This window comes from Nocardia sp. NPDC047038 (genome assembly GCF_040644075.1).
In the GTDB taxonomy this organism is placed as follows: domain Bacteria; phylum Actinomycetota; class Actinomycetes; order Mycobacteriales; family Mycobacteriaceae; genus Nocardia; species Nocardia sichangensis.
Map to the genome: position 1 here is coordinate 144,433 of NZ_JBEYVQ010000012.1, position 21,884 is coordinate 166,316.

The window sequence follows — 21,884 nt, forward strand, 5'->3', positions numbered from 1 at the left end:
GCGGCGGTTCTAGTGGACTCCGACGCCGCGTTCCGGCGCACATTCGCCGCGAAGTCTCGGTCATCGACGCGTTGCCCCGATCGATGATCCACACCGCGGCGAAGTGCCCATCGAGCGACCTGGATCCTCGCTCGATGGGCACACCCATGCGGTCAGTGAGCATGTCCGGCGAGCACCGGCCGACCGACCGGCTCAGACCGCCGCCTCCCAGGCGAACCCGTCCGGGTCCACGAAAGGGCCGATATTGCCGCGGATGGCGATCCGGTGCGACCCGGTGCCTTCCGGTGCGATGCCGGCGTCCTTGGCAGCGGCACGGCGCCCGTAGAGCGCCAGTTTGACCGACGCGGCCGGGGTGGCGAACTCCACGTACTTGCTGCCGAAGCTCTTCGCCACAGCCAGGCCGTGGTCGATGTAGAACTGCTTGGTCGCCTTGACGTCGTCGACCCCGAGGAGCACGACGAAATCATCGACTTCCCGGGTGGCGGGGCCGGTGTCCTTCTTCGATGACGTCGCCACCTTCCAGAGCGCGCCGTCCGGCGCCTGGACGACACCGCCGTAGCCCCAGAAGCTCTTCTTGACGGGCTTGAGCGTCGTCGCACCTGCGTCGACAGCGGTACCGACGAGGCTGTCGACGGTGCTCGGCTGAGACACCACCAGCGACAGCACATAGCCGCGGAAACCGCTGGTCGGAGCGTCGGAGGCGCGGAAGCGCAACTTGCCGCCGAGTCCGAACGCGGCGGCGTAGAAAGCCTCGGCAGCGCCCGGATCGGGCACCTCGAGCACGACGGAATCGATTGCGGCCTGATCAGTGGTGAGGTTCATGGCACCAACGCTAGGCGGCGCGCGGCGAGCGACGCTTCTCGATTCCTGACCGGTCGGTTCCGGCGGCCCGAGATCCCGCCCGAAACCGTCCGGCGGATGAGCCACAGCTACCTGGCGGCCGCGGTGATCAGCCGCTGAATCCCTCGTCGGACCCGAGGCGGCCGTCGGGGCGCAAGGCGCGCCTGGTCGCCAGCTGCGGCGGGGCGCAGGGATCGGCTTGCTCACGTACGCCATGGGTGTTTACTGAAGGAGCGGTTCGGTTCGCCCACCCTTCGATGGCGGTTCGAGGTGCGTATGCCGGTATGGCGGATTCGCGAGTTTCGTGACGCTGATCTGGATCAGGCGATCCAGATCTGGGAGCAGAGCCGTATGGACACCGCGGGGGAGCCGGTGTTCGCGTTGGCGGAGGTGCTTGCGTCCGCGCGGGCGGGACAGCCGGCGGTGGTAGCCGAGGTCGGCGAAGAGATGGTGGGTATGGCCGTCGCGCAGGTCCAAGGTGAGCGGGCGTGGGTGTTGCTGGTGGCGCTCGGTGCGCAGTGGCGGCGGCGCGGTATCGGCAGTGCGTTGCTGACCGAACTGGAGAGGCGGCTCCGGGCGGATGGGGTGCGGCGGATCTGCACGCTCGTTCCCGAGGGCGCCACCGGGTCGGTCGCGTTCGAGAATTCCGGCTATCTGCGCAGGACGGGTTTGGTCTTCTACGAGCTGGTCGAACCGTTGGCGCCCGCGCAGTCCAGTCTGCTGAGCGAGCTGGGCGGTCGGCTGTTGCCACCGGGGTTGTGGGAGTCGATGGCGGGCATGGACCGAGAGAAAGAGGTCATCGAGCGGCGGATCGTGTTGCCGTTGGCGCGCCCGGATGTCGCGGAACGTTATCGGGTCAGGCCACCCAAGAGCGTGATCTTGTTCGGACCGCCGGGTACCGGGAAGACCAGTTTCGCGAAAGCGGTCGCTTCACGGCTGGGTTGGCCGTTCGTGGAGTTGTTCCCGTCTCGGCTGGCCGCGACGGCCAGCGGTGGTCTCGCGGCCTCGCTGCGTGAGGTGTTCGCGGATTTGAGCGACCTCGATGAACTGCTGTTGTTCATCGATGAGGTCGAGGAGATCGCCGGGGCGCGCGAGGGGACGGCGACCAGCCCGGCGCACGGGGTGACGAACGAGTTGCTGAAGCTGATCCCGGTTTTCCGGGAGGACTACAGCCGGTTGCTGATCTGCGCGACCAACTCGGTCCGGTCTCTGGATTCGGCATTCCTGCGGCCGGGCCGCTTCGACTACGTGATACCGGTCGGCCCGCCCGACGAGCCTGCCCGCAAGGCGATCTGGCGGCGCTACCTGGGTCCGGCAGCCGAGACCATCGATCTCGCACGCCTGGTCCGCGCGACAGTCCACTTCACTCCCGCGGACATCGAGTTCGCCGCGCGTGCCGGTGCGCAGTCGGCGTTCGAACGCGCGGTCCGCGAGGAAACGAGCGAACCCGCCGACCTCGAGGACTATCTGGCCGCCGTCGCCAACACTCGCCTGACGCTGACACCGGAAATCCTGACAGCGTTCGAGCAGGACCAGGCCAACTACACCCGACTATGAGATTCGGCCACATTTTAGGCGTGCTTACGGAGATTCAGGACTCGATACCGACGAGTGGGCCGCAGCCTGTGGTGGACGCCTTCGCCGATCACCTCTCCGAGGCCTGCCGAAGGGAGTGCGACTCCATCAACAGTTCATAAGATCTGCGGCGGTCGCTCGGGTCGTACAGGTCGGTCTTGATCAACAACTCGTCGGCACCGGTGGCATCGACCAGCGCTTGCAACTGCGGTAGCACCGTGGCGGCGCACCCGACGAACACGCCGGTCAGCTTGTCATCGGTGTTCCGAATATTCATATACCCGTGTGCTTCAGCGGTTTGCGGGCTGGGCAGTTGTATCGGTCGGCCCTGCCGTCGCCGGGCGACCTTCATTCTCAGCGATCCGGCCAGCCATTGGGCTTGCTCGTCGCTGTCGGCGACGACAACCGCCACACTGATGACGATGCGCGGAGCGGGGCACAGCGATGACGGCTGGAACGTTTGCACGTAGCTTCGGACCGCATCAATCGTGTTCGAGGGTTTCAGATGGTGGGCGGCGGCGAACGGGAGCGCGAGGCTCCCAGCGATTCGGGCGGTATGGTCGCCGCTGCCGAGCATCCAGATTTCAGGCCTATTGCCCACGGCAGGCACAGCCGGAACGCGGCCACCGGCTCTATCCACGTCGAACAGCGCGAGCAGTTCTCGAACCTGATCTTCGAACGATTCGGCCGTGCGGTCGTGCTCGCTGCGCACGAGGTCGGTGATCTCGCGAGGTCCGCCGAGGGCTCGTCCGAGTCCGAGATCGATTCGCCCCGGGTGGAAAGCTTCCAAGGTGCCGAACTGTTCGGCGACCACGATCGGAGCGTGATTCGGCAACATCACCCCGCCGGCGCCGACCCGAATCCGCCGCGTCACCGAGGCCACGCGTTCGACAACGACTGCCGGTGCCGCGCAGGCCACACCCGCCATCCCGTGGTGCTCGGGCACCCAGTACCGGTAGTAGCCGAGATCGTCGACGAGCTGTGCCAGCTCAACGCTATTGCGCAGCGCCATCCTCGCGTTCGATCCCTGCGTGACAGGAGCCGTGTCCAGAACCGAGATACGAACCTCACGAGGGTGTTCGACCATTCAGAGCACCTTTCCGCAGCGATATCCCGCGCTTGCTCAGCTCCCGCCGGTCGTTGAGCATCCGTCGTGCTCGATGCCGCGACGGTATCCGCGCTGACGCTGTGGATATCGTTGCACTGCCTCGTACAGTCGCACCGGGCCGCAGCGTCCGCTCCCACGAATGCGGGTTCTCGGAGAGGCCAGCGCTCGCGGTAGTTCCTCCCGGTCAGGAACCCCGAACTCGCGTATGGAATCGCGGTCGGGGTTCCGTCGCGGGCTCTCGACAGTTCACCCGATAGGGGCGGCGACGAGTGTGCGGAGGGTCATCGGCTCGGCGAGCACGAGTTCGAGCACCTGCTCCACATGTCGGAAGTGCGGTGTCGTGAAGTGGTCGGCGAGAGACTGAGCGCTGGTCCACTCCTCGACGATCACCATCCGGCCGACGTGGTTCGGGTCGAGGTAGGGCCGGTAGGCCAGGCAGCCTGGCTCCTCCAGCGAAGGCTCGATCATCGCTTCCAGCGCGGTGCGAAGCCGATCCTCCTGTCCGGGCGCGGCCAGGCACTCGGCGATGACGGTGAGCGACATGTGATCTCCTGTGCGGTAGAGGTTCTCACGGCTGAGTGGGACCGGCGCCCGCGCCGGAGGCGGTGATCGCCGCGGCGATCTCGGCCAGGTCCGACGGCGTCAACGCCACCGAGTCCGCGCCGATCCAGCCGTCGACCTGGTCGGACCTGCGCGCACCGACGATGGCTCCGGTGATACCGGGCCAGGCCAGCACCCAGGCGATGGCCACCTCGGCGACGGTCACGCCGTGTCGTGCGGCGATGGGGCGCAGCGCGTCCGCCAACTGGAGGTTGGCGGTCAGGCCGGTGGTGAAGTCGTGGTGGGCGGTCCGCCAGTCCTCTGCGGGCAGACCGGCCACACGCTCGGCGGAAAAGGCCCCGGTCAGCAGGCCGGACTGCAACGGCGAGTAGACGATCACGCCGGTTTCGTGTGCGTGTGCCCAAGCGATCTCGGCGGCGGACGACCGGTTGATCGCCGAGAACGGCGGCTGGATGACGTCGACATGAGCGATCCGCTCGGCGGCCTCGAGCAGGTCGGGCGTGTGGTTGGACAATCCGATCGCCCGAACCTTGCCCTCGGCCTTCAGGTCGGCCATGACCTGCCAGTACTCCTCCAAGGGGGTGGCGTTGGGCGACACCGCCCCGAAGCCGCCGCCGGCGTACTCCAGCGATTCGCCGGTGTCGGGATAGTGCACCTGGTACAGGTCGATGTGGTCGACCCCCAGCCGCCGCAGGGAGTCTTCGACCTCGCGGCGCACGCTCGCGGGTTTCATGATCCGCCGAGGCGCGGCCGATGGGTTCTCCGGGTCCCAGACCAGGCCGACCTTGGTGAAGATGTACGGGCGGTCGGCCTGCGGCAGGCCGGAGATGGCCTTGCCGACCAGTTCCTCCGAATGGCCAAGGCCGTACACGGCGGCGGTATCGATCCAGTTGACCCCCGCGTCGAGCGCGTGGCGGATCGCGGCGACCGATTCGGCGTCGTCCGTGGCGCCCCAGCTGAAGGTCCAGCCCGATCCTGAAACGGCCCACGAACCGAAGCCGAGCCGGGTGATGTCCATGCCGGTGGTGCCGAGGGGGACGGCGGTCAGGGTGGTCATTGCGCAGTGCTCTTTTCTTGTCGGCGTTCGTTTTCGGTGCCTCCAACCTTGGCGGCCGCGTCCCGGGCTACCCAGTGCCAGCTGGAGCCTGGGCACCGCATGACCAGGCTCGCGTCCGGCAGGCGCGGGGATACTGGCCGCATGCCATTGGACAGACGGGCGGAACTAGGCGAATTCCTGCGCTCCCGGCGGGCCCGCTTGCGGCCCGAGGAACTCGGCCTGCCGGACTACGGCGGTCGCCGCCGCGTTCCCGGGCTGCGCCGGGAGGAGCTCGCGCAGCTCGCCGGGGTGAGCGTCGACCACTACGTGCGGCTGGAACAGGGGCGCACCCTGCACTTTTCCGAAGCGGTACTGGATGCGGTCGCCCGGGCGCTGCGCCTGGACGATGTCGAGCGGCAACACCTCTACCGGCTCGCACGACCTTGGTCGGAAGGCGACCGCGCGGATGCGCCGCAGCGGGTCCGGCCGGGGTTGCGGCGGCTGCTGGACTCGGCCGCCGACGTGCCCGCGTATATCGTCGGCCGCAACACCGATGTCCTGGCCTGGAACCGACTCGCCGCCGCGCTGATCACGGACTTCGGCGCACTGCCACCCGCACAGCGGAACCTGGCCCGCCTCGTCTTCCTGGACGAAGGCATGCGCAGCCTCTACGCCGACTGGCCGGAGAAGACCCGCGACGTGGCCGCCTACCTCCGACTCGACGCCGGGCGGCACCCGGACGACCCGGAAACGGCGGCGTTGCTCGACGAGCTTGCCGCGAGCAGCGCGGAATTCCGGAAAGCGTGGGCAGAGCACCAGATCAAGGACAAGACCCACGGCCGGTACGTCTACCGACACCCGGTGGTCGGCGAACTGGACCTCGGCTTCGAAACCCTGCGCTTCCCGGACGATCCGGACCAAGCGCTGATCGCGCACACCGTCGAAGACGGGTCGGCCTCGCAAACCGCCTTGCGGTTACTGGCGAGCTGGGCTGAGGAAACGCGGCCGGTGAGTTGAGACCACTCTTGCCATCGCGAGTTCCCCTCGTCGAGCAGCGCGCCACCACCGCCGTCCGGAGTCGATGGCACGCCGGATCTTGCGCACAGTGGGTATCTGTGTGAGCAGGTGTTGCTGATATCGCCACGGCATTTGTGGCCCGTGCCGAGCCGCCATCGCATAGGCGAGTTGCACGGGGCTGCGGTCGAGATACCGGTCAGCGTGTTCGAACCAGATCATGCTGGTGCGGGCGGCCGCCTGGATCGGGCGTAGCGCAGCGCGGCGCTGCGCATCGTAGTTCTCCAGCGCGTCGGTGAGCTCGGCATGCTCGTACAGGTTCTGTGCGAGCACGACGGCGTCGACAATTGCCAACCGGGTGCCGGAACCGATGGTGAAGTGCGTCGTGTGCGCCGCGTCGCCGAGCAGCACCACGTTGTCGTGATACCAGATCTTGTTGGTCACCTCGGGAAAGCGGCTCCACCTCGCCGCTTCGCCTCGTGTGGTGCTGAGCAAGGAGTGATCGTCGAGAGTGCGCGTGAATATGTTCTCCAAAACGCGCAAGTTCTCCAGATTGTCCTGGGAATCGAATCCCAGTCCACGCCAAGTCTGCGGTTGGCACTCGACGATGCAGGTGCTGATTTTCCCGGCAATCGACGGGTAGGCATGGAACCAGATCCATCCGGCGGAGGTGTGTTCGAAGGCGAAGGTGAATCGGGTGAAGACCTTGTCCGTGCCGAGCCAGACATATCGATTCTCGCCGAGTGTGACGGACGTGCCGAAACGATCGTCAACCAGCCGCCGTACCCGGCTGTTCGCGCCGTCGGAGGCGACGATGAGATCGGTGTCGCCGAAGCCGGACAGATCGTGCACCTCTCGCCCATGCTGGACATCGACGCCCAGGTCGCTCGCCCGCCGGGAAAGTACGTCGAGCAATGCCGCGCGCCCCATGCTGAACCCGTAGCCCCCGAAATATGCGGGCGGGTCGTCACGTACATGGATTTCCTGTTCACGCCATAGGGCCGACCCGGCCCGCACCGCCTGGGCGCTGTCGGGGTCATTCCGATACAGAATGTCGAGCAGGTCGTCCCAGTACACGACGCCCCAGCCATAGGTGGACCCAGCGGGATCGCGGTCGATCACCGTGATGTCATGAGCCGGGTCGCGCCGCTTCATCGAAATCGCGAAGTACAGTCCGGCCGGCCCGCCACCGACGCACACGATCTTCATCTCGTCACCAGCTCCAGCCCGGTCGGTCGAACTCGGCTTCAGATGAGCCCTGCTCGATGCGACCGAGCCCGGCACGCTGTACGTGTCCGGGCTCGGTCACCGGCGCTAGAAGCTGCCCCAGCCACCCCAGCCGGGGTTCCACCACCCCCAGCCACCGTTACCCCAGCCACCGCCCCAACCCCAACCCCAACCGCCGCGGCCCCAGCCGCCGCCGCCCCACCCCCAGCCGCCGCGGCCCCAGCCGCCGCCGCCCCAACCCCAGCCGCCGCCGTGACCCCAACCAGGGCTGTCGACGAGCTGGGTCGCAGACGTGGGCGTCGTTGCGCGGGCGGTAGGCGCTTGCGCCGCGGCTGCGACGACCGGAACTGCGGCAACTGCGGCTATACCGGCGGCGGCCGCTAACCGGGCGAACTTTGTATGTGAATTCTTTCTGTCGAACATGATGAGGCTCCAGGGACAGTCCCGACCTGCTCGAATTCTACGCGGTTTTGCAGAATTGTAGAAAGTTGAAGCATTAACCCATCTATAATCCCCGCCGTCTTCCCTATCGGGCGCAGCAGCAGTCGCAGGGACTTGCGGCGAATGGGGGCATCGGCGGGAGCCGCGCATCGTCCGATCCCTCGGCTTCATCCGGCCGGTCTCCGCGTCGACCGATCATGTCGACGCCACCGTCGAGCCTGCCTCTTGACCGGAACGTAACCCGGCAGTGTCCACCCTCCTCATGGCGTTGCCCTATCTCGATCTGGGCGCGCCACCAGATGAGTGCCATGGCGGTGCCGATCCAGGGCGGTGAGGTGAGCTGGTCGAGAACACAACCGCCGTCGCCGACAGCGCGGATTCCGCAGACGACGTCATCGCCGACGGGACGGACCACGCGGTTCGTGACCTGCGGTCCGTAACCGAGTTCCCGCAACGGGGCCTTCGGTGGGATGACCGGCGCGATCACCGCAAATCGCCCCTGTCAGCAAACTTTTCGCAGGGGGTGGGTGTGTCGAGACCTGGCAGATGTGCCAGTAATCAGTCCAGGTCAGAGCTTGTTTTCACTGGTGGCCTCCGCGTGTGCGGGCGTACTCCGACACGCGGCTCGGGAAGGTGTCACGACTGACGGGAATCTGTGCGCGAGAGGGGACTTGAACACGAAGACGGGCCACCAGTGACGGGGATCCGTGCGGAAGACACCTCTAAACTAGATCGCTGATCGGTAACAGTCAACTGTGCCATCCCGCTTCAGTGTGAAATTGGCGTGAATGACACAAGTTTCGGAACTGGAGCGGATTAGCTATCCGCCTGCTGTTCTCATTCGCTTGCTGTCCTCAGACCTGTGGTCCCTGGGGGCGATTCACACCCGGCTGCGGTTTCCGCGACGAACCTGACCGGCAACGACGCTGCCGCAGGGAACGGCGTCGAGTTTCTCGAGGAGGGTGGTGGCGATATGTTCGGCGGCCCCTCTACCGGACAGCCCAGCTACCGGACGATCTCACCGGCCTCGGCGTGTTTTGTGTGCTGCAGCGCACTTCGAGGATTTCGTCGCACTCCTGGCCGAACTCGTCCTGGACCGGGCGCGCGGGATCGACGACCGGTCCGCCGCATTGTGCGCGGCCCGCGGGCACGGGTTCGGTCGTGGGCAATGTCACCGAGGCGCTGGACCAGGTCTTCGGTTCCGTGGCCGGGGCCGTCCTGCTCCTGATCACCTTTCGTGACGAGTTGCGCGCCCGCCTCCGTGCGCGGTCGGGGCAACATGAGTGGTCGTGCGAACTCGGTCAGAATATGCCTCTGAATGGCAGGTCGGTCAGTGTGTCGTCGGGTGTGGCGAGTGGGTGGGGTTCGCCAGTGAGTTCGGCGACGGCGGTGGCGATTTCGGTGATGGTTGCTTGGACGTAGGTGAGGGTGGCGCCGTCTTGTCCGGTGGGTTCGGCGTGGGCGGCGAATGCACGGGCGATGGCGTATCCGTAGTGGCGTTCGATCCAGGTGAGGGTGGTGTGGCGTAGCCAGTGGGTGGTGATCTGGTGGGTGGTGATCCACGGCAGGTGGCGGCCGAGGCGTTCCCAGAGGTGGTCGTAGCGGCGGCGGGTGATGGGGCGCCCATATCGGTATCGCAGAAGTTGCTGGCTGGGGTCGTCTCCACGACTTCCGTGGTGGAGCAGGCGAGTGGTGAGGGTGGGGGATATCGGTTGCCAGTGGATGGTGCCGCCTTTTCCGAACAGTCGTATCTGGGAGTGGTCGGGGTCGATGTCTTCTGGTCGTAGGCGCAGGGCGCTGCCGGTGCGGCAGGCTGTCTCGAGGTGCAGGCGTAGTAGGAGGGTGTCGAGGTCGGGGTCGTCGCCGGTGGTGGCGGCGACGTGGTTGATCTGGGTGAGCTGGCGGGCGGACAGCGCGCGGCGGGAGCTGCGCTGGCGGCGTGGTTTGTCCAGTGCCGCAGCGGGGTTTCGGGAGGCGGGTATGTATTGGCTGGCGACGGCGTGGCGGTAGAGGCGCCGGATCGCGCCGACCATGTGTTCGGCGGCGCTGCGGCCTTCCCGGCTGTTGCGGCGCACGATCGCGTGGCGTCGTGTGTGCTCGACGAGTTGCTGGAGTTCCAGGCCGGTGGGGTCGGCGATGCTGCGGTCGGGCCAGCGGCTGCTGAGTTTTTGCCAGTAGGGCAGGTAGGTTCGTCGGGCGCCGGCCGGAGCGGCGTCGACTACTTGGGGAACGTACTCACCGAAGGTCGGGATGGTCACGTGGGTAGGCGCGGTCAGCAGATCCTCGGGGCGAACATCCAGGCGCTGCAACAGCAGACGCGCGGCCTCGAGGTCGGCGCTGTTCATGCGGCACCGACTATCTCGGCCACCATGGTGGACAGGGCGTCCTGGACGAGTGGTGCCGGAATGATCGCCAGCAGGCCGTCGGCTGGCAAGGCGAGAACCACGACCGGGTCGCCCGGTCGGAGTCCGGTGGCCCGCAACACTTGGGCGGGAAGCCATATCTGGCCGAGTGCCCCGATCTTGAACCGTGAAGTGCCCGCGTAAGTACCGCGGATGGCTATGACGTGCCCATGTACTGAATAGACGATGGGATGTCCGGGCGGCCAGCCCATCGCAGCGAAACTACGCCGAGCCGACAAACGCGCGCGATCGTTGAGGATCGACACAGCGATCATCGAGATCGTTGACTGCTGCCGAAGAGTTGGTGGCGGCCCCACAGGGGAGGGAAGGGGTAGACCCTGCGAGTGTCGTGCTGTAGGCATGGACTTTCTTCCTTTGTCCAGCCTGCTGATCCTCCAATGCCATGGAACCAGATTTTCAGCGATCACGCCATATCTGGTACTGCGGATACGAAATGGACCTCGTGCGCTGACGACGATCGTTGCGCGGCTGGATTCGGAAACACTCACATTGCGTCGCGGAGCGGGTCCGCAAGGTCCACCGACAAGTCCTGTGCCGCGAAAGTGCCGAACGCGCTCGATCCGCCGAACACTCCGTACAAGTAGCTCGCCGGCGCCCGCCTGCGCGCACCGTGGCCGGACCTGGCCGTGGCGCTGCTGACTGCCGAGCTCGCCCGCCCGGTGGCGAACGTTTCTGGGAGTCGTGCGAGCGGGGTCGCAATGGCGTGCTCGTGGACATCGCGGTGCCGGTCGGGGTCGGGGATCAGACGGCCGCGTTCCTCGAGGAACTGGGCTGCTCTCGGGTCCATACGCCTGGTGGGAGTGCGTGCGTTCTGCCGCGGATCGGACCAGCTGCTCTGGGTTGGGCCGCTACGCCCCAGGCTTACGTCGTGTCCTGAATGCTCAATACGGAGCGGTCCTGTCGCAATACCGGTTGATGTAACCGCCCGGATGTCCCGCCCGCCTAGTCAGTCGCCATGTCAGAGCGTTACAGTTGAGTCTGTCGGGCGCGGCACGGGTGTCGGCTATGAGTGTGGGGAGTCGTTGTGGCCGTGAATCTTTCGTGCCCGCCCTGGTGTGAATCGCACCAGGCGTGGGATGTGAATAATCCCAGCGTTGGCATTGTCCATTATGGACCGGAATTGGTGCTCGAAATCGCCGAAGTGGTAGTTATCGGCGTTGTCCGTCGTATATCGATGCGAGTCAGTGCTCGCGATCATGGCGAATCACGCAGGTGTGTGATCGAAATGGTGGATCCGCACGGAGTCGGCTTGGAATTGACCGCCGATGAGGCTCGGCGGGTAGTGCAGATGCTGATCGACGCCGCGGACCTGTGGCTGACTGCCTCCGACGGAGAGTGCCCCCCGTGGTGTCTGGAGCACACCGACCCCGACCCGGACGATCCTGACGATGAGCGCGAGCACCGAGGTCCGTTCCAAGCGATGGTCGTCGCCGGTACATACGAGCCCAGCGTCGCGATCGGGGTGCGAGTGCGCGCATTCGACGAGGAATACGCGCGCCGGGTCTCGCTGGAGATGCTGGTGCAATCGGTCTCTACCGAGCTGTTGGCGGCGGAAGCGTGCAAGATCTCGGCACACCTGCTCCACTGCGTAGATCTGGCCGAGTTGGTGGAAGTCGCATAGGAAGCATGGGCGCTACTCGGCCTCCACGTGGCTGTCCTGGTGCAGGCACCGGACTGCCATGAGCCAGGTCGTCATCCCGTTCTCGTCGACGAGTCGATCATCGGGTCGAAGACGAGATAGAGACGGATGTCGCTTCGCCAGTGTTCTTCGATGTAGCCAGTCGGGCCGTTGGAGTCGACCTGGTTGACGACCCGATAGCGACGCGGGTCGGTTGTGCCCGGCACCCAGCAGGCAGTGTAGGTGGTGTCCTCGACATCTACCTCGACTCCGTTGATGCGGACCATGTCCCCATTCCCTGCCGAGACCATCTCCGTCGAAGGCGATTGTCGATCGACCCCAGTCCGGATTGCGGCTGGTCCTGATCCAGTCCGGCAACGTATCAGGAAAGAGGCGCGGGCCTATGACGGTGAAGTTGATCGTGGCGAAGGACGCGGGGCGTGGAATCGGGCGTGGGGCACGATCCCGTGGAGCCTTCCCGGTGAACACGCGCGTGTCCGCCGTATCACCACTACCAGCGAACCGGGTCGTCGCAAAGCCGTGATCATTGGGTCTCGAACTTTCGCGTGCTTACCACCCTCGCGGCGGGCCGCTGTCCGGCAGAGTCAATGTCGTACTGTCAACGCTCACCGCAGCACTAGGACGACGTCGTCTGACTGCCAGGAATCTCCCGTGGCGTCGGGGGTGGTCGCGTCGATGCCGGAACCGCGCTCACTTGTAGGGCCGCCAAATGGCGTCGAGCTGTCCGGCGCGGAGCGTCCGTAGACGGTGAGCGTGTTCGGTCGCGGTGTCAGGGCGTCGGCTCAGGTCTGGGATCGCTGAGGTCACCAGTAACAACTCGCGAATGCGCCGCAGCACCGGCCACTCCGTCCATGACGTCACGTCGGCTCCATAGGCGGCGGCGAAGTCACTGTAGAACTCGCTGCGGCCGAATCGAATCCCGTCGACTGCGACGACGGCGAGATCCCAGCCGATGGGTCCGATGCCAGCGCTGTCGAGATCCGCGAGGATCGTTGTGTCCGCCGGTGTGCGCAGCAGGTTGCCAGTGTGCGCGTCACCGTGGATCACACCCCTCCGCGGCATCGTCAGGTTGCGGTATTCGCGTTGCACCTGAGTCCATTGTGTTCGCAACCAATCAAGGCTCTCGGCATCTATCATCGGATCGGCTGCATGGACCCGAAGCGATGCGGCGGTGAAGGCGTCCCATGTCGGCAGGCTCGCCGCATCGGCGACCGGGATCGTATGCAGCGATTTCACCGCTGCGGCCAACTCACCGGCGGTGAAGTCCCATCCGTGGACCGCAGTACTCGGGACTTCATGCCAGAACGTGACGGCGTAGTCGCCGATGTACACCGGCTGCTCGGCATCGAGAAGCCGGACTGTGGGGGCATCTCGCTCAGCCAGCCACCGCGCCATGGTGACCACCCGCGGTGCTCGCGTCCGGCCGAGCGCTCCAATGCCGACGCGTGCGATCACAGCGCCTGCGAGCCGGTATGTCGCATTGTTGGTGTATTTGATCAGCTCGGCATCATCAGCGCCGCCCAGACCGGCCCTCGCGCAGGCGCTTGCGAGCACTTCACGCAATTGCCGTGCACGACTTGGATCCAGGGTGGTCATCAGATCTCCAAGGCCGCTTGCGCCGAGGCGAATTCGTGCTTCAAATCACGTACAGAGGAATGAGTTCGGGCGAATCGCGCAGACGCATCCTCTATTTCGGTGAGTCGCTCGACCGCTCGGGCACTGCGAATGGTCATCATCTGGTCGAGAACGTGGTTCGCTTCCTGAATACCGTCATCGACATCGCCGACACGGAACAAAGCCGTAGACAGCACGATCCGGTCAAAAACCAAACTTCGTGCCGGCCGGGTTTCGTCGACCAGGCGCAAAGAGGATCTGGTCAGCTCGATGCACTCCCCGGCAAGCTTCGCGACGGTCTGCCGATCGTCCAACGCGGCGGCCAGCACTCCATTGACCAGAGCAGTGTGACCCATGAAATCACCCGTGCTGAAGAAAATCCGACTCCACGGCTCCACTCGGTTGCGATCGACACGACTCATCTCGTGCTGAGCACGAGCAAGGCTGTCGTCCACGCGGTTGCGCTGGCCCATGAGGGCGTACGCCCATGCCGCGGTCGCGTGTAGCTGCGCAGCCTCGCCCAGATCGCCTGCATCCTGCGCTGCGATCTGTCCCAGCTGAACCAGCCGCAGAGCGGTCTTCGGATCGCGTTGGTGCAATGCCACTCTGCCCATGCCGAACGCCACGTTCGCGGCGAGGCTGTCGGCCTCTGGGGCATCTACGGTTTTCGCCCAGGTCAATGCTTGACTGAAATAGCGCTGAGCCTGCTTCTGCTGACCCGCATCATGACAAGCCCAACCTGCGACATTCCCCAACTCGGTCAACGCAACAAGCAGCTGATCGCGAGTCGAGTCGTCACAGTCTGCGCGCAACAGGCCCGCACTCCATCCCAGCGTCGCGCATGTGGCATCGACCATTACACAACCGCCGTAACGATTCTGCTGGGCACTCAGATCCTCGGTTATCGCCCGAAGTCGCGCAACATCCGATGGCCCGACACGCGCCGGCACCGCACCCAAACCCGGCGTCAGCTGAGGCAGCCACCGGCTGAGCTCAGCTGTAACGCCGACGACCGCAGCCGCCACCGCGCTGAGGAACTCCCGCCGTTGCACGTCCTCATCTCCTCTACTTGCCCCCTTGCCGTCCTCAATTTCAGCGCCCGGCGCCCGGCGCCTCTGCCGGTCAAGGAGGCCCAGTTCGATAACTGACACGCCGAACACCTGCTCAAGCGCCAACCGATAATGATGTTGCGGGCATCGCACCACACCCCGCTTCAACTTTCCGATGTAGTTGGCGTCGTAGCTGCCTGCACGACCGGTGATCTGCTCGACCGCGGCGTTGACACGCTCGGCTACCTCGTCCTCAGTCCAGCCCTTCTCCGCGATGTGCTGCGAGAACACATGGTTCCGCATCCGTGTCCCCACGGTGGACTCCTTCTTCCTGTAGCCGAGGATAGTGAGAATCATGCCCCCGCGCGGGGGCGAACTCAGTTTGCCGGGTGGTCTGCCGTGTTGTCTGCCCTAGCTATCACCAGGCCGCAACTGTGACGCTCGTCTCGTGACCCGACGCCGGGTTTTCGCGCCAACCACACCACCCCCGTGGTTGATAGCGATCAACTTCCGGGGCGACCGACATGACTCCGCCCTGGTCTCGGAACCCCCGAATGTCCCCGGCGCCGGCGCATTCCACTCGACCCGTGCACCGCCGATTCTCGGGAGCCCGCAATGCCAGATCATGCGCTACCGAACCGGGCCGCGCTCGTGGGGCCGCCGCGCCCGACGGGCTGCGCTGTGCCGCCCGATGTCCTCGCGAGGTACCTCGATGCGCTTGGCGAGTGGGATGTCGACCAGCACCCGGCCGCTGCCGTGCCGCTCATGTTGTGCCTGGATTTCCGATCCACCGTCGGAGGCGAAGAGGGGGAAGCCGATGGTGGGTGACCATTCGTGGACGATCCTCCTCCCTCTCGCGCCGTCGATCCTGGTGATGCTCTATGTCGCCCGCGCCAACGCCCGCGAGGACCGTAATCGTCCGTCCGCGCCGCGTGATTCGCTCCGCGGCGCGGGCTGGGCACCACACCGCAGCGGCTGGCGCCGCCTGCTCCTCGACGGCGACCACATCGGCCTGCATCGGGGACGAGGAGAGTAGATGGGCAAGCCGACTGCGCTGGTATTCATCAATCGGGCCGAAAGCTCGGATCCTGCCCTCGACCTGCGGCATGCGCTCGCCGTGGCGGATGAACTTCGGTTGCACGTGTTGCGCTGCTACGTCACCGGCCCTATGCGGCCGAGCGCCTTCCGGGACCTGATGGAAGATGCTCGCGCCCAGCACGTCGCGATGGTCCTCATCCCGCGAGTGGAACCTGAGTCGCCTGAACGGCTCGACGCCATCCGCCGGGTGTGCACGGTGCTGGCCGTCGACACTGGCTACGCCTACCCGCAGTACGGCTTAGCGCTTGCGTCCGCGGTTTCGGCCCGGCGAGCGTGAGGTGGGTGCGTGATCGCTGACAACCACGGTTTCGTGCTGGTCCGGACGGACATTCCGCACTCGGCTCGGATCTGGGACTACTGGATGGGCGGCAAAGACCACTACGAGATCGACCGGATCGTGGGCGAACGCTGCATCAAGGTCAATCCGGATATCACCACTGTGGCCGTGCAGTCGCGGCAATTCCTCGTCCGCGCAGTGCGTTACCTCGCTGAGCAAGGGGTTCGCCAGTTCATCGACATCGGCTGTGGACTGCCGACGATGTGGAACACCCACGAGGTCGCCCAGGCCGCTGCGCCGGACGCGCGAGTTGTCTATGTGGACAACGACCCGCTCGTGCTCACGCATGCGCGGGCGCTGCTGACCAGCACGACCGCGGAGGGCATCGTCACCTGCATGGACTCGGATTTTCACGACCCGGAGCGAATTCTCTCTGACGCCCGCAACGTCCTGAGCTTCCGCGAACCGATCGCGGTGATGCTCATGGGCGTGCTCGACCACGTCGACGATCACGACGAGGTCCGGCGGATCGTGGACACGCTGATGAAGCCGATGCCGTCCGGCAGCCATCTGGCTATGTGGCACGGCACCGACGACAGCCACGCCTACATCGCCATGTGTGAGGTCTACGCCAAGTCCGGTGGCGTCCCGTTTATTCCCCGCCCACGTAGCGATGTCGAGGCGGCGTTCGAAGGACTGGAGATCGTCGAACCCGGCTTCGTCTCGATCACTCAGTGGCGCGCGTCCAAAGCCGAGATCGGTGAGATCCGGCCCGTCTCGGCCTACGGCGGCGTCGCGCGCAAGGCATGAATCACCAATAGATGAATAGGAGTATAGAACCATGCACACAGTCATCACCGGTGGCGGCGGAGGCCGAAATCGCGGAGACGGTCCTGGGATTCGAGGAGAACGAAATGATGGCCGCATACTTTGCCGCGATCAGAAGCCAGCAGGACCCGATCGGCTGTCCGACATCGATACCAAGGAAATCCGACCATGATTGACATTCCCGGGTCCATCGAAGCCGAGGCCGACGACTCCGCGGAGCCCGCGCCAGCGCCAGCACCAGCACCTTGGGCGCATATGCCCCTGCCGAACTCCCGCGAACTGCTCGCAGCGATGGACGGGCACATCCCCGAGCAGCATCCAGCCGCTGTGATCCTGAGGGCGGCGTTTCTGCTGGCCACCATCAGGGATTGGGTGTTGCCCGATCAGGTTGCTACTGCGGATGAGCATGAGGGATCGGTGGTCTTGAACGACATCGGCATCGGCGACATCACTACGGTCGTGCGCGCTGTGCTGATCGACCGCATCGAGAACGCCGCGGACCGCTACGACAACAGGATCGGCCCGGCCATCGACGCCATCGCCCGCGCCTTGTGGGAGTACAGGCGCGCCGACGAAGTGGTTCGCACCTACCGCAACCCCTTTGTCCCCGATCCCGAAGCCGAGGTCGCCCGCATGCACGCTTGGCGTGTGCTGGCACGCCGGGACCTCATCGAGGCCCGCGCCTACTACACCCGACTACGTCGGCCCACGACGTGGATCGACGGACCCCCGCGCCACGGTCGCACACAGCGCGTCACCCCGCCCCGGCCTGCACACATGCTGTAGACGGCGGCCTGTCGGTGGAACGCCTCCCACAGGCATGAATCACCCTTACGGATGAATCACGGGTGGTGATCGGTTTTCGACATCGAGGGCGCGTAGCGGGGAGGGACCACACGGAGTGTTGGAGCGGACTGATGTTCCGGTCAGGGAACCGCCACCCTCACGTACCGGGCCAGGAGCGCGCAGCAGTTGTCGTCGACCACCCGCCACACAGGGGCAGCGGTGCGGGGTTCCGTGCGGTCCGGGCGTGCCCAGCTACTGACAGGTGAGATGTCCGTAGCCGTCGGGTTGAAATCTCGTGTCGTAGTCCTTCATGGCGTGGTGGTTTCGAGGGCGGTGCGCAGTTGGGTGGCGAGCCGGGTAGCGTCGGCGAGCGTCCGGGGTATGACTCCGTTTTTCTTGTACTGGAATGCTTTGACCGTCCTCACCGAAGGGCGTCGACTGGCGGAGGGTTACTTCCAGTGCTGTGTCGCCGACCTGGCCGCGGCCTGGCACGGCGACGAGCCCGAAAACGACCTGTCCGCCCGCATCATCACCACAATCGAGGACGGAAGCCGTGCCGACACTGCCGCATGACCTCGCCACCGCCACCCAGAATGCCGGAATCCGCATCGACACGGTGCTTCAGCAGACTGGCAAGACACTGCTCGCCGCGGGCAGCTTCGCCGGTCGGCGCGTGGTCGTGAAATGTCTGCTCGGCACCGACCCGTTCTGGGGCGGGAAATGGCGGCACGAACTCGAGGTGTGCGAGGTTTTCGCGCACTCCGCGCCGCCCGTGCCAGTGCCGCAGCTGGTCTACACCGATCACACCCGGCTCATGGCACTGGAATGGATGAACGGGCAGCGCCTCGACGACGACCGCTACCCGCAGCGGTCACTCGCCGACACGGAGATCGACGCGGTGCTGGGCACAGTCGAGGCTCTGAACCGATGGCAGCCACCCGCCGGGGCGTTCGACGTGATCTTCGACTACCGAGATCGGATCTGCCGCTATCACGCCCACGGCTATCTCACCGACACCGACCGCGACGCCTTGCTGCGCCTGGCCGACCGTGCCGGTGCTGTCGATCAGCTCAATCACGGAGACCCGTTGGCCACCAACATCCTCCTCCGCGAGGAGGCCCCCGCTGTCCTGTTGGATTGGGAATTCACCGGACTGTTCCTGCCCGGATTCGACCTGGCAATGCTGCACACCCAACTCGGTGCCGCCACCCGAGAACTCAGGACTCGCATCGACAGCGCGGTCACCGCCGCTGGGATCGAGGTACCGTTCGTCGTCAATCTTGCGACCGTGCTCACCCGGGAAATGCGCATCCACCGGGAGCTGCCGGACGGGCCGGAGCGCGAAACGCGGCTTCGGGTCATCGACACGGCGTGGCAGCAGACGCGAGAGCGTCTGCACGCCATCGCTATGCGGGGTGCCTGATGCACATCGCCATGGTCCACCGCGATCTACACCAACGTACCCGCGGTGGCATCTGCGCCATCTACCGGTCGCTTACTGCCCACATGGCCGCCCGTGGCCATACCGTCACCCTGATCACCCAACAATCCGCGCATCCGGTGACGGTGGACGGTGCCCGGGTAGTCACCCTTCCACGCACCGATAACATGACCGCGCACCGCGCATCCGTCGCCGCCGTCCTCGACCGCATCCGCCCCGACGTGATCGACTGCTCCACCTGGGAAGCCGAAACGCTGACTTACTTGCACCAGCTACCCGAGTATCGGGCGCCGATCCTTGTGCGTGGGGAATTCAGCGCCCGCACCCTCGGCGCCGACGACCTCGCCGCCGCCGAACATGAGCTCGTGCACCTCGCCGACGCGTCATCGCCGTCAGCCACTACGCCGCCCGAGACCTCGCCGATGCCTACCACATCGAGACACCAGCCGTGATCCACAACGGAATCGACCGCGACCGCTTCACCCCAGGGCCAGCCACCCGGCCGAACAGCGGACCGCCACGATCGCCATGTATCACGCGAGCCTCACCGTCTGGCGACAGCAACCAATCTCCTGGATCAACCCCACGACCGGAGCCCGATGGGCACTGCTCACCCACAACGACACACGACATCTCACCGACACGCCAAAACCACACCTAGCGACGGCTGCACCGCAACCGAAACCCAGTTGCGCCGAAACGTAGCTGCGTGGTCCGAAGCGGCATCTGCCGGTCAGCGGACCCAAACTCCTACCAGGGAGCACCTGTGATCGTCACGCCCCTCCAGCCCAAACACGTCAGCGAAGTTCACCAGCTCATGGAACTCGGGGAGCCGTTTATCCGTGCGCGCACCCTGTCCGACTACTGGCTGTATGCGAAGCTGTTCTCCTCGACCTGCCCCATCGCGATCAGCGAAGACAACACCATCATGGGAGCGGTGATCGCGTTCCGAAGCCAAGACGAACCCGCAGACATCTATGTCCAGGATGTCATGACCCACCTGCTGCACCGGCGAAGCGGCATCGCTCGAGCGCTTCTGCACAGCGTGCGATCGCAGGCCGATAAGTGGGACTGCGAGCGCTTGTATCTGACATCAGAACCCGACAACCACGCAGCGCACGCCTGTTGGACAGCTCTCGGCTTCGTCAACGTGCCCGGCGACCACGAGGTTAACGGCATATCCGTCATCTCCGACTTCAAAGGACCAGGCCGGAGCCGTGCTGTGTACGAACTTCTCCTGACCTGAATGGGAACCCAGAGAGTTGCTTTCGCGGCCACGCCGACGATCAGCTCACGGAAGGACATCATGGACAGCAACACCACTGAACAGTTCCAGATTCAAGTCACCGCACGCGCTCTGGTCGCCAAAGGCGAGGATCTGCTGCTGGTGTCCGATGACGGCCGAATCTGGTACACACCCGGAGGTCGCCTGCAACCCGGTGAGTCGTTGCATGACTGCATCCGCCGTGAGGTCCACGAGGAAACCGGACTCCACGTGACCGCCGGTGAGCTGGTACACGTCTTCGAATACTGGGAAGAAAAGCACCACCGCCACAAGGTCGAGTGCTACTTTCTAACGTGTCTGGAGTCCGGTGTGCTCGATCAGGATTGGGCCGACCTCGACGGGCCGGTGGAGCATATGCGGTTCTTCAGCCCGCAGCAGATGCAGACCGAGGAGCATATCTACCCGCAGTTCCTGAGGAATGGCCAGTGGCGCGCTGGCGGGGACATCTATGTGGGCTTCGAACGGTAAACGCCAAGGCCGACCGAGCCAGCGCCCTGTGCGGTCCGGTAGTGGGCAAGGGCGGTGGTGAGAAAGCATCCCAGTACACGGAGCATCGCCCAACCCCTGGAGGCCCTTACTCAGTCAACGTGATGGCCGGGGCAAAGCACCCGCTGTAGATACGGGAATGGCGCGGTCCGCCGAACTGACGGGGCGACGAGAAACCAACCCGAGGTATGCACTCCGTCATCGTCAACCATCCACGCAATCTGTTGTGCCCGAGAGGGATTTGTCCGCGACGGGTGTGCCCCGGTGGAAGTACATTCGCCAGCCGTCGTCGGTTCGCCGCCACAGCGAACTGCGTAGCGATTTCTGGCCGTCGCGTTCTGCGATGTAGGTGACATGCGCGAGGTCGGGGCTGAGCAGTTGTCCGCGGATCTGGGTGGCAGCCGTCGTGGTGGGTGGTTCGGCGGCGAGAGCGGCGATGATCGAGTCGCGGTCCCATCTGCGGCCTGACGCACCGAACTCTATGAAGCTCGGGGCGAGGAGCATTGCTGACGCCTGCGGAGACGCCCGCACCGCCGGATCCAGCAGGCGCAACTCGGCATCAATGACCTGCCGCACGGTGTCGTCGGCCGACGCTGCCGCCACGAGCTCGTCCGGTAGTTGCGGAGGGCTGATCGTCAACACGCGTGACATCTCGATCTCGAACCGGTCGGGCCAGTCGATGCAGCGTTTCCGTTTACCTGTGTTCGTGAATCCGTTTCTGCGATAGAAAGCGCGGGCGATGTCATTGTCTTCGAGCGCCCACAGCCGTATCTCATGGTGCCGACCGGTGATGGCCCAATCGACCACCGCCGCCAGCAGCCGGTCCGACAGCCCGGTCCCTCGATGGCCAGGCGACACCCACATGGACACGACGACCGGCAGATCGTCTTCGATCATGCCGCCGACCGACCCCACCGCTATCCCGTCTGTGGTCTCGGCAACGAACAACACCCCGCCGTGCATCCATTGACGCCACTGCTGTTCACTCCACCGGCACGCCAGATCGAAGGAAGACCCGAACATTCCGGGTGGCGCCTCCCTGAGCGCGTCGAGCCGCACGGCGCGGGCGAGGGTCCATTCGTCCGGTTCGAGTTGGCGCACGATCATGCGCTGATCCTGCGGGGACGGGCCGTCGACGGCAACGCATTATCCTGAT

The 21,884-nt window shown here is 65.3% G+C and carries 24 protein-coding genes; 12 read left to right on the plus strand and 12 right to left on the minus strand.

Annotation, left to right across the window (positions count from 1 at the left end; all coding sequences use genetic code 11):
* Positions 1–192 precede the first annotated feature (192 nt).
* Positions 193–822, minus strand: a complete 630-nt coding sequence (locus ABZ824_RS30140; RefSeq protein WP_356967072.1) for a glyoxalase — start codon at positions 820–822, stop codon at positions 193–195.
* Positions 823–1,116: 294 nt separating this feature from the next.
* On the opposite strand from ABZ824_RS30140, the gene ABZ824_RS30145 reads away from it, so the two are divergent.
* Positions 1,117–2,397, plus strand: coding sequence for a GNAT family N-acetyltransferase (locus ABZ824_RS30145; protein ID WP_356967176.1), 1,281 nt, complete (start codon positions 1,117–1,119; stop codon positions 2,395–2,397).
* An 88-nt stretch (positions 2,398–2,485) separates the two neighbouring features.
* On the opposite strand, the gene ABZ824_RS30150 is transcribed toward ABZ824_RS30145, so the two are convergent.
* The 3 genes from ABZ824_RS30150 to ABZ824_RS30160 all read right to left on the minus strand — a co-directional run bounded on the left by ABZ824_RS30150 (position 2,486) and on the right by ABZ824_RS30160 (position 5,141).
* Complete coding sequence (locus tag ABZ824_RS30150) at positions 2,486–3,502, minus strand: LLM class flavin-dependent oxidoreductase (protein ID WP_356967074.1); 1,017 nt, start codon at positions 3,500–3,502, stop codon at positions 2,486–2,488.
* 267 nt (positions 3,503–3,769) lie between these two features.
* Positions 3,770–4,066, minus strand: a complete 297-nt coding sequence (locus ABZ824_RS30155) for a putative quinol monooxygenase (RefSeq protein ID WP_356967076.1) — start codon at positions 4,064–4,066, stop codon at positions 3,770–3,772.
* Positions 4,067–4,091: 25 nt separating this feature from the next.
* Positions 4,092–5,141, minus strand: coding sequence for an aldo/keto reductase (locus tag ABZ824_RS30160; protein WP_356967077.1), 1,050 nt, complete (start codon positions 5,139–5,141; stop codon positions 4,092–4,094).
* A gap of 141 nt (positions 5,142–5,282) precedes the next feature.
* On the opposite strand from ABZ824_RS30160, the gene ABZ824_RS30165 reads away from it, so the two are divergent.
* A complete protein-coding gene (locus ABZ824_RS30165) occupies positions 5,283–6,137 on the plus strand; it encodes a helix-turn-helix transcriptional regulator (protein WP_356967079.1) in 855 nt (284 codons plus the stop codon).
* Here the strand turns inward: ABZ824_RS30165 and ABZ824_RS30170 are convergent.
* The 4 genes from ABZ824_RS30170 to ABZ824_RS30185 form a co-directional block, all read right to left on the minus strand.
* Positions 6,096–7,343 carry an FAD-dependent monooxygenase gene (locus ABZ824_RS30170; RefSeq protein WP_356967081.1) on the minus strand — a complete coding sequence of 416 codons (1,248 nt, stop codon included), beginning with the start codon at positions 7,341–7,343 and terminating at the stop codon, positions 6,096–6,098. The genes ABZ824_RS30165 and ABZ824_RS30170 overlap by 42 nt on opposite strands.
* 105 nt (positions 7,344–7,448) lie before the next feature.
* On the minus strand, positions 7,449–7,784 hold the full coding sequence (locus tag ABZ824_RS30175) for a hypothetical protein (protein ID WP_083880437.1): 336 nt from the start codon (positions 7,782–7,784) through the stop codon (positions 7,449–7,451).
* A gap of 1,319 nt (positions 7,785–9,103) precedes the next feature.
* Positions 9,104–10,147, minus strand: a complete 1,044-nt coding sequence (locus ABZ824_RS30180; protein ID WP_356967084.1) for a site-specific integrase — start codon at positions 10,145–10,147, stop codon at positions 9,104–9,106.
* The gene (locus tag ABZ824_RS30185; RefSeq protein ID WP_356967086.1) at positions 10,144–10,416 is read right to left on the minus strand and encodes an AbrB/MazE/SpoVT family DNA-binding domain-containing protein; all 273 of its coding nucleotides are present in this window, start codon (positions 10,414–10,416) and stop codon (positions 10,144–10,146) included. The genes ABZ824_RS30180 and ABZ824_RS30185 overlap by 4 nt, the downstream gene beginning before the upstream one ends.
* Before the next feature lie 1,034 nt (positions 10,417–11,450).
* On the opposite strand from ABZ824_RS30185, the gene ABZ824_RS30190 reads away from it, so the two are divergent.
* Positions 11,451–11,846: a hypothetical protein gene (locus ABZ824_RS30190; RefSeq protein WP_356967088.1), complete on the plus strand. Its 396-nt coding sequence runs from the start codon at positions 11,451–11,453 to the stop codon at positions 11,844–11,846.
* 71 nt (positions 11,847–11,917) lie between these two features.
* Here ABZ824_RS30190 and ABZ824_RS30195 read toward each other — a convergent pair whose 3' ends face one another.
* From ABZ824_RS30195 to ABZ824_RS30205, 3 genes are all read right to left on the minus strand, one after another.
* Positions 11,918–12,130: a hypothetical protein gene (locus tag ABZ824_RS30195; protein WP_356967090.1), complete on the minus strand. Its 213-nt coding sequence runs from the start codon at positions 12,128–12,130 to the stop codon at positions 11,918–11,920.
* A gap of 424 nt (positions 12,131–12,554) precedes the next feature.
* A complete protein-coding gene (locus ABZ824_RS30200; protein WP_356967091.1) occupies positions 12,555–13,460 on the minus strand; it encodes an aminoglycoside phosphotransferase family protein in 906 nt (301 codons plus the stop codon).
* Complete coding sequence (locus ABZ824_RS30205; RefSeq protein WP_356967093.1) at positions 13,460–14,842, minus strand: hypothetical protein; 1,383 nt, start codon at positions 14,840–14,842, stop codon at positions 13,460–13,462. The genes ABZ824_RS30200 and ABZ824_RS30205 overlap by 1 nt, the downstream gene beginning before the upstream one ends.
* A 502-nt stretch (positions 14,843–15,344) precedes the next feature.
* Between ABZ824_RS30205 and ABZ824_RS30210 the strand changes: the two genes are divergently transcribed.
* The 9 genes from ABZ824_RS30210 (at position 15,345) to ABZ824_RS30250 (ending at position 20,710) form a co-directional block, all read left to right on the plus strand.
* Entirely contained in the window at positions 15,345–15,563 is a 219-nt protein-coding gene (locus ABZ824_RS30210; protein WP_356967095.1) for a hypothetical protein, read from the plus strand.
* The gene (locus ABZ824_RS30215; protein ID WP_356967096.1) at positions 15,564–15,902 is read left to right on the plus strand and encodes a hypothetical protein; all 339 of its coding nucleotides are present in this window, start codon (positions 15,564–15,566) and stop codon (positions 15,900–15,902) included.
* 9 nt (positions 15,903–15,911) lie between these two features.
* A complete protein-coding gene (locus ABZ824_RS30220) occupies positions 15,912–16,712 on the plus strand; it encodes an SAM-dependent methyltransferase (protein WP_356967098.1) in 801 nt (266 codons plus the stop codon).
* A gap of 186 nt (positions 16,713–16,898) precedes the next feature.
* The gene (locus ABZ824_RS30225) at positions 16,899–17,516 is read left to right on the plus strand and encodes a hypothetical protein (RefSeq protein ID WP_356967100.1); all 618 of its coding nucleotides are present in this window, start codon (positions 16,899–16,901) and stop codon (positions 17,514–17,516) included.
* Between the two features lie 381 nt (positions 17,517–17,897).
* The gene (locus ABZ824_RS30230) at positions 17,898–18,089 is read left to right on the plus strand and encodes a hypothetical protein (RefSeq protein WP_356967102.1); all 192 of its coding nucleotides are present in this window, start codon (positions 17,898–17,900) and stop codon (positions 18,087–18,089) included.
* Positions 18,070–18,939 carry a phosphotransferase gene (locus ABZ824_RS30235; RefSeq protein ID WP_356967104.1) on the plus strand — a complete coding sequence of 290 codons (870 nt, stop codon included), beginning with the start codon at positions 18,070–18,072 and terminating at the stop codon, positions 18,937–18,939. The genes ABZ824_RS30230 and ABZ824_RS30235 overlap by 20 nt, the downstream gene beginning before the upstream one ends.
* On the plus strand, positions 18,939–19,409 hold the full coding sequence (locus ABZ824_RS30240; RefSeq protein WP_356967106.1) for a glycosyltransferase: 471 nt from the start codon (positions 18,939–18,941) through the stop codon (positions 19,407–19,409). The genes ABZ824_RS30235 and ABZ824_RS30240 overlap by 1 nt, the downstream gene beginning before the upstream one ends.
* Positions 19,410–19,723: 314 nt before the next feature.
* Positions 19,724–20,203: a GNAT family N-acetyltransferase gene (locus ABZ824_RS30245; protein ID WP_356967108.1), complete on the plus strand. Its 480-nt coding sequence runs from the start codon at positions 19,724–19,726 to the stop codon at positions 20,201–20,203.
* Positions 20,204–20,263: 60 nt separating this feature from the next.
* Positions 20,264–20,710 (plus strand): NUDIX hydrolase, encoded by a 447-nt coding sequence (locus ABZ824_RS30250; protein WP_356967110.1) that lies wholly within the window; start codon positions 20,264–20,266, stop codon positions 20,708–20,710.
* Positions 20,711–20,932: 222 nt separating this feature from the next.
* On the opposite strand, the gene ABZ824_RS30255 is transcribed toward ABZ824_RS30250, so the two are convergent.
* A complete protein-coding gene (locus tag ABZ824_RS30255) occupies positions 20,933–21,835 on the minus strand; it encodes a GNAT family N-acetyltransferase (RefSeq protein WP_356967112.1) in 903 nt (300 codons plus the stop codon).
* Positions 21,836–21,884: the final 49 nt, after the last annotated feature.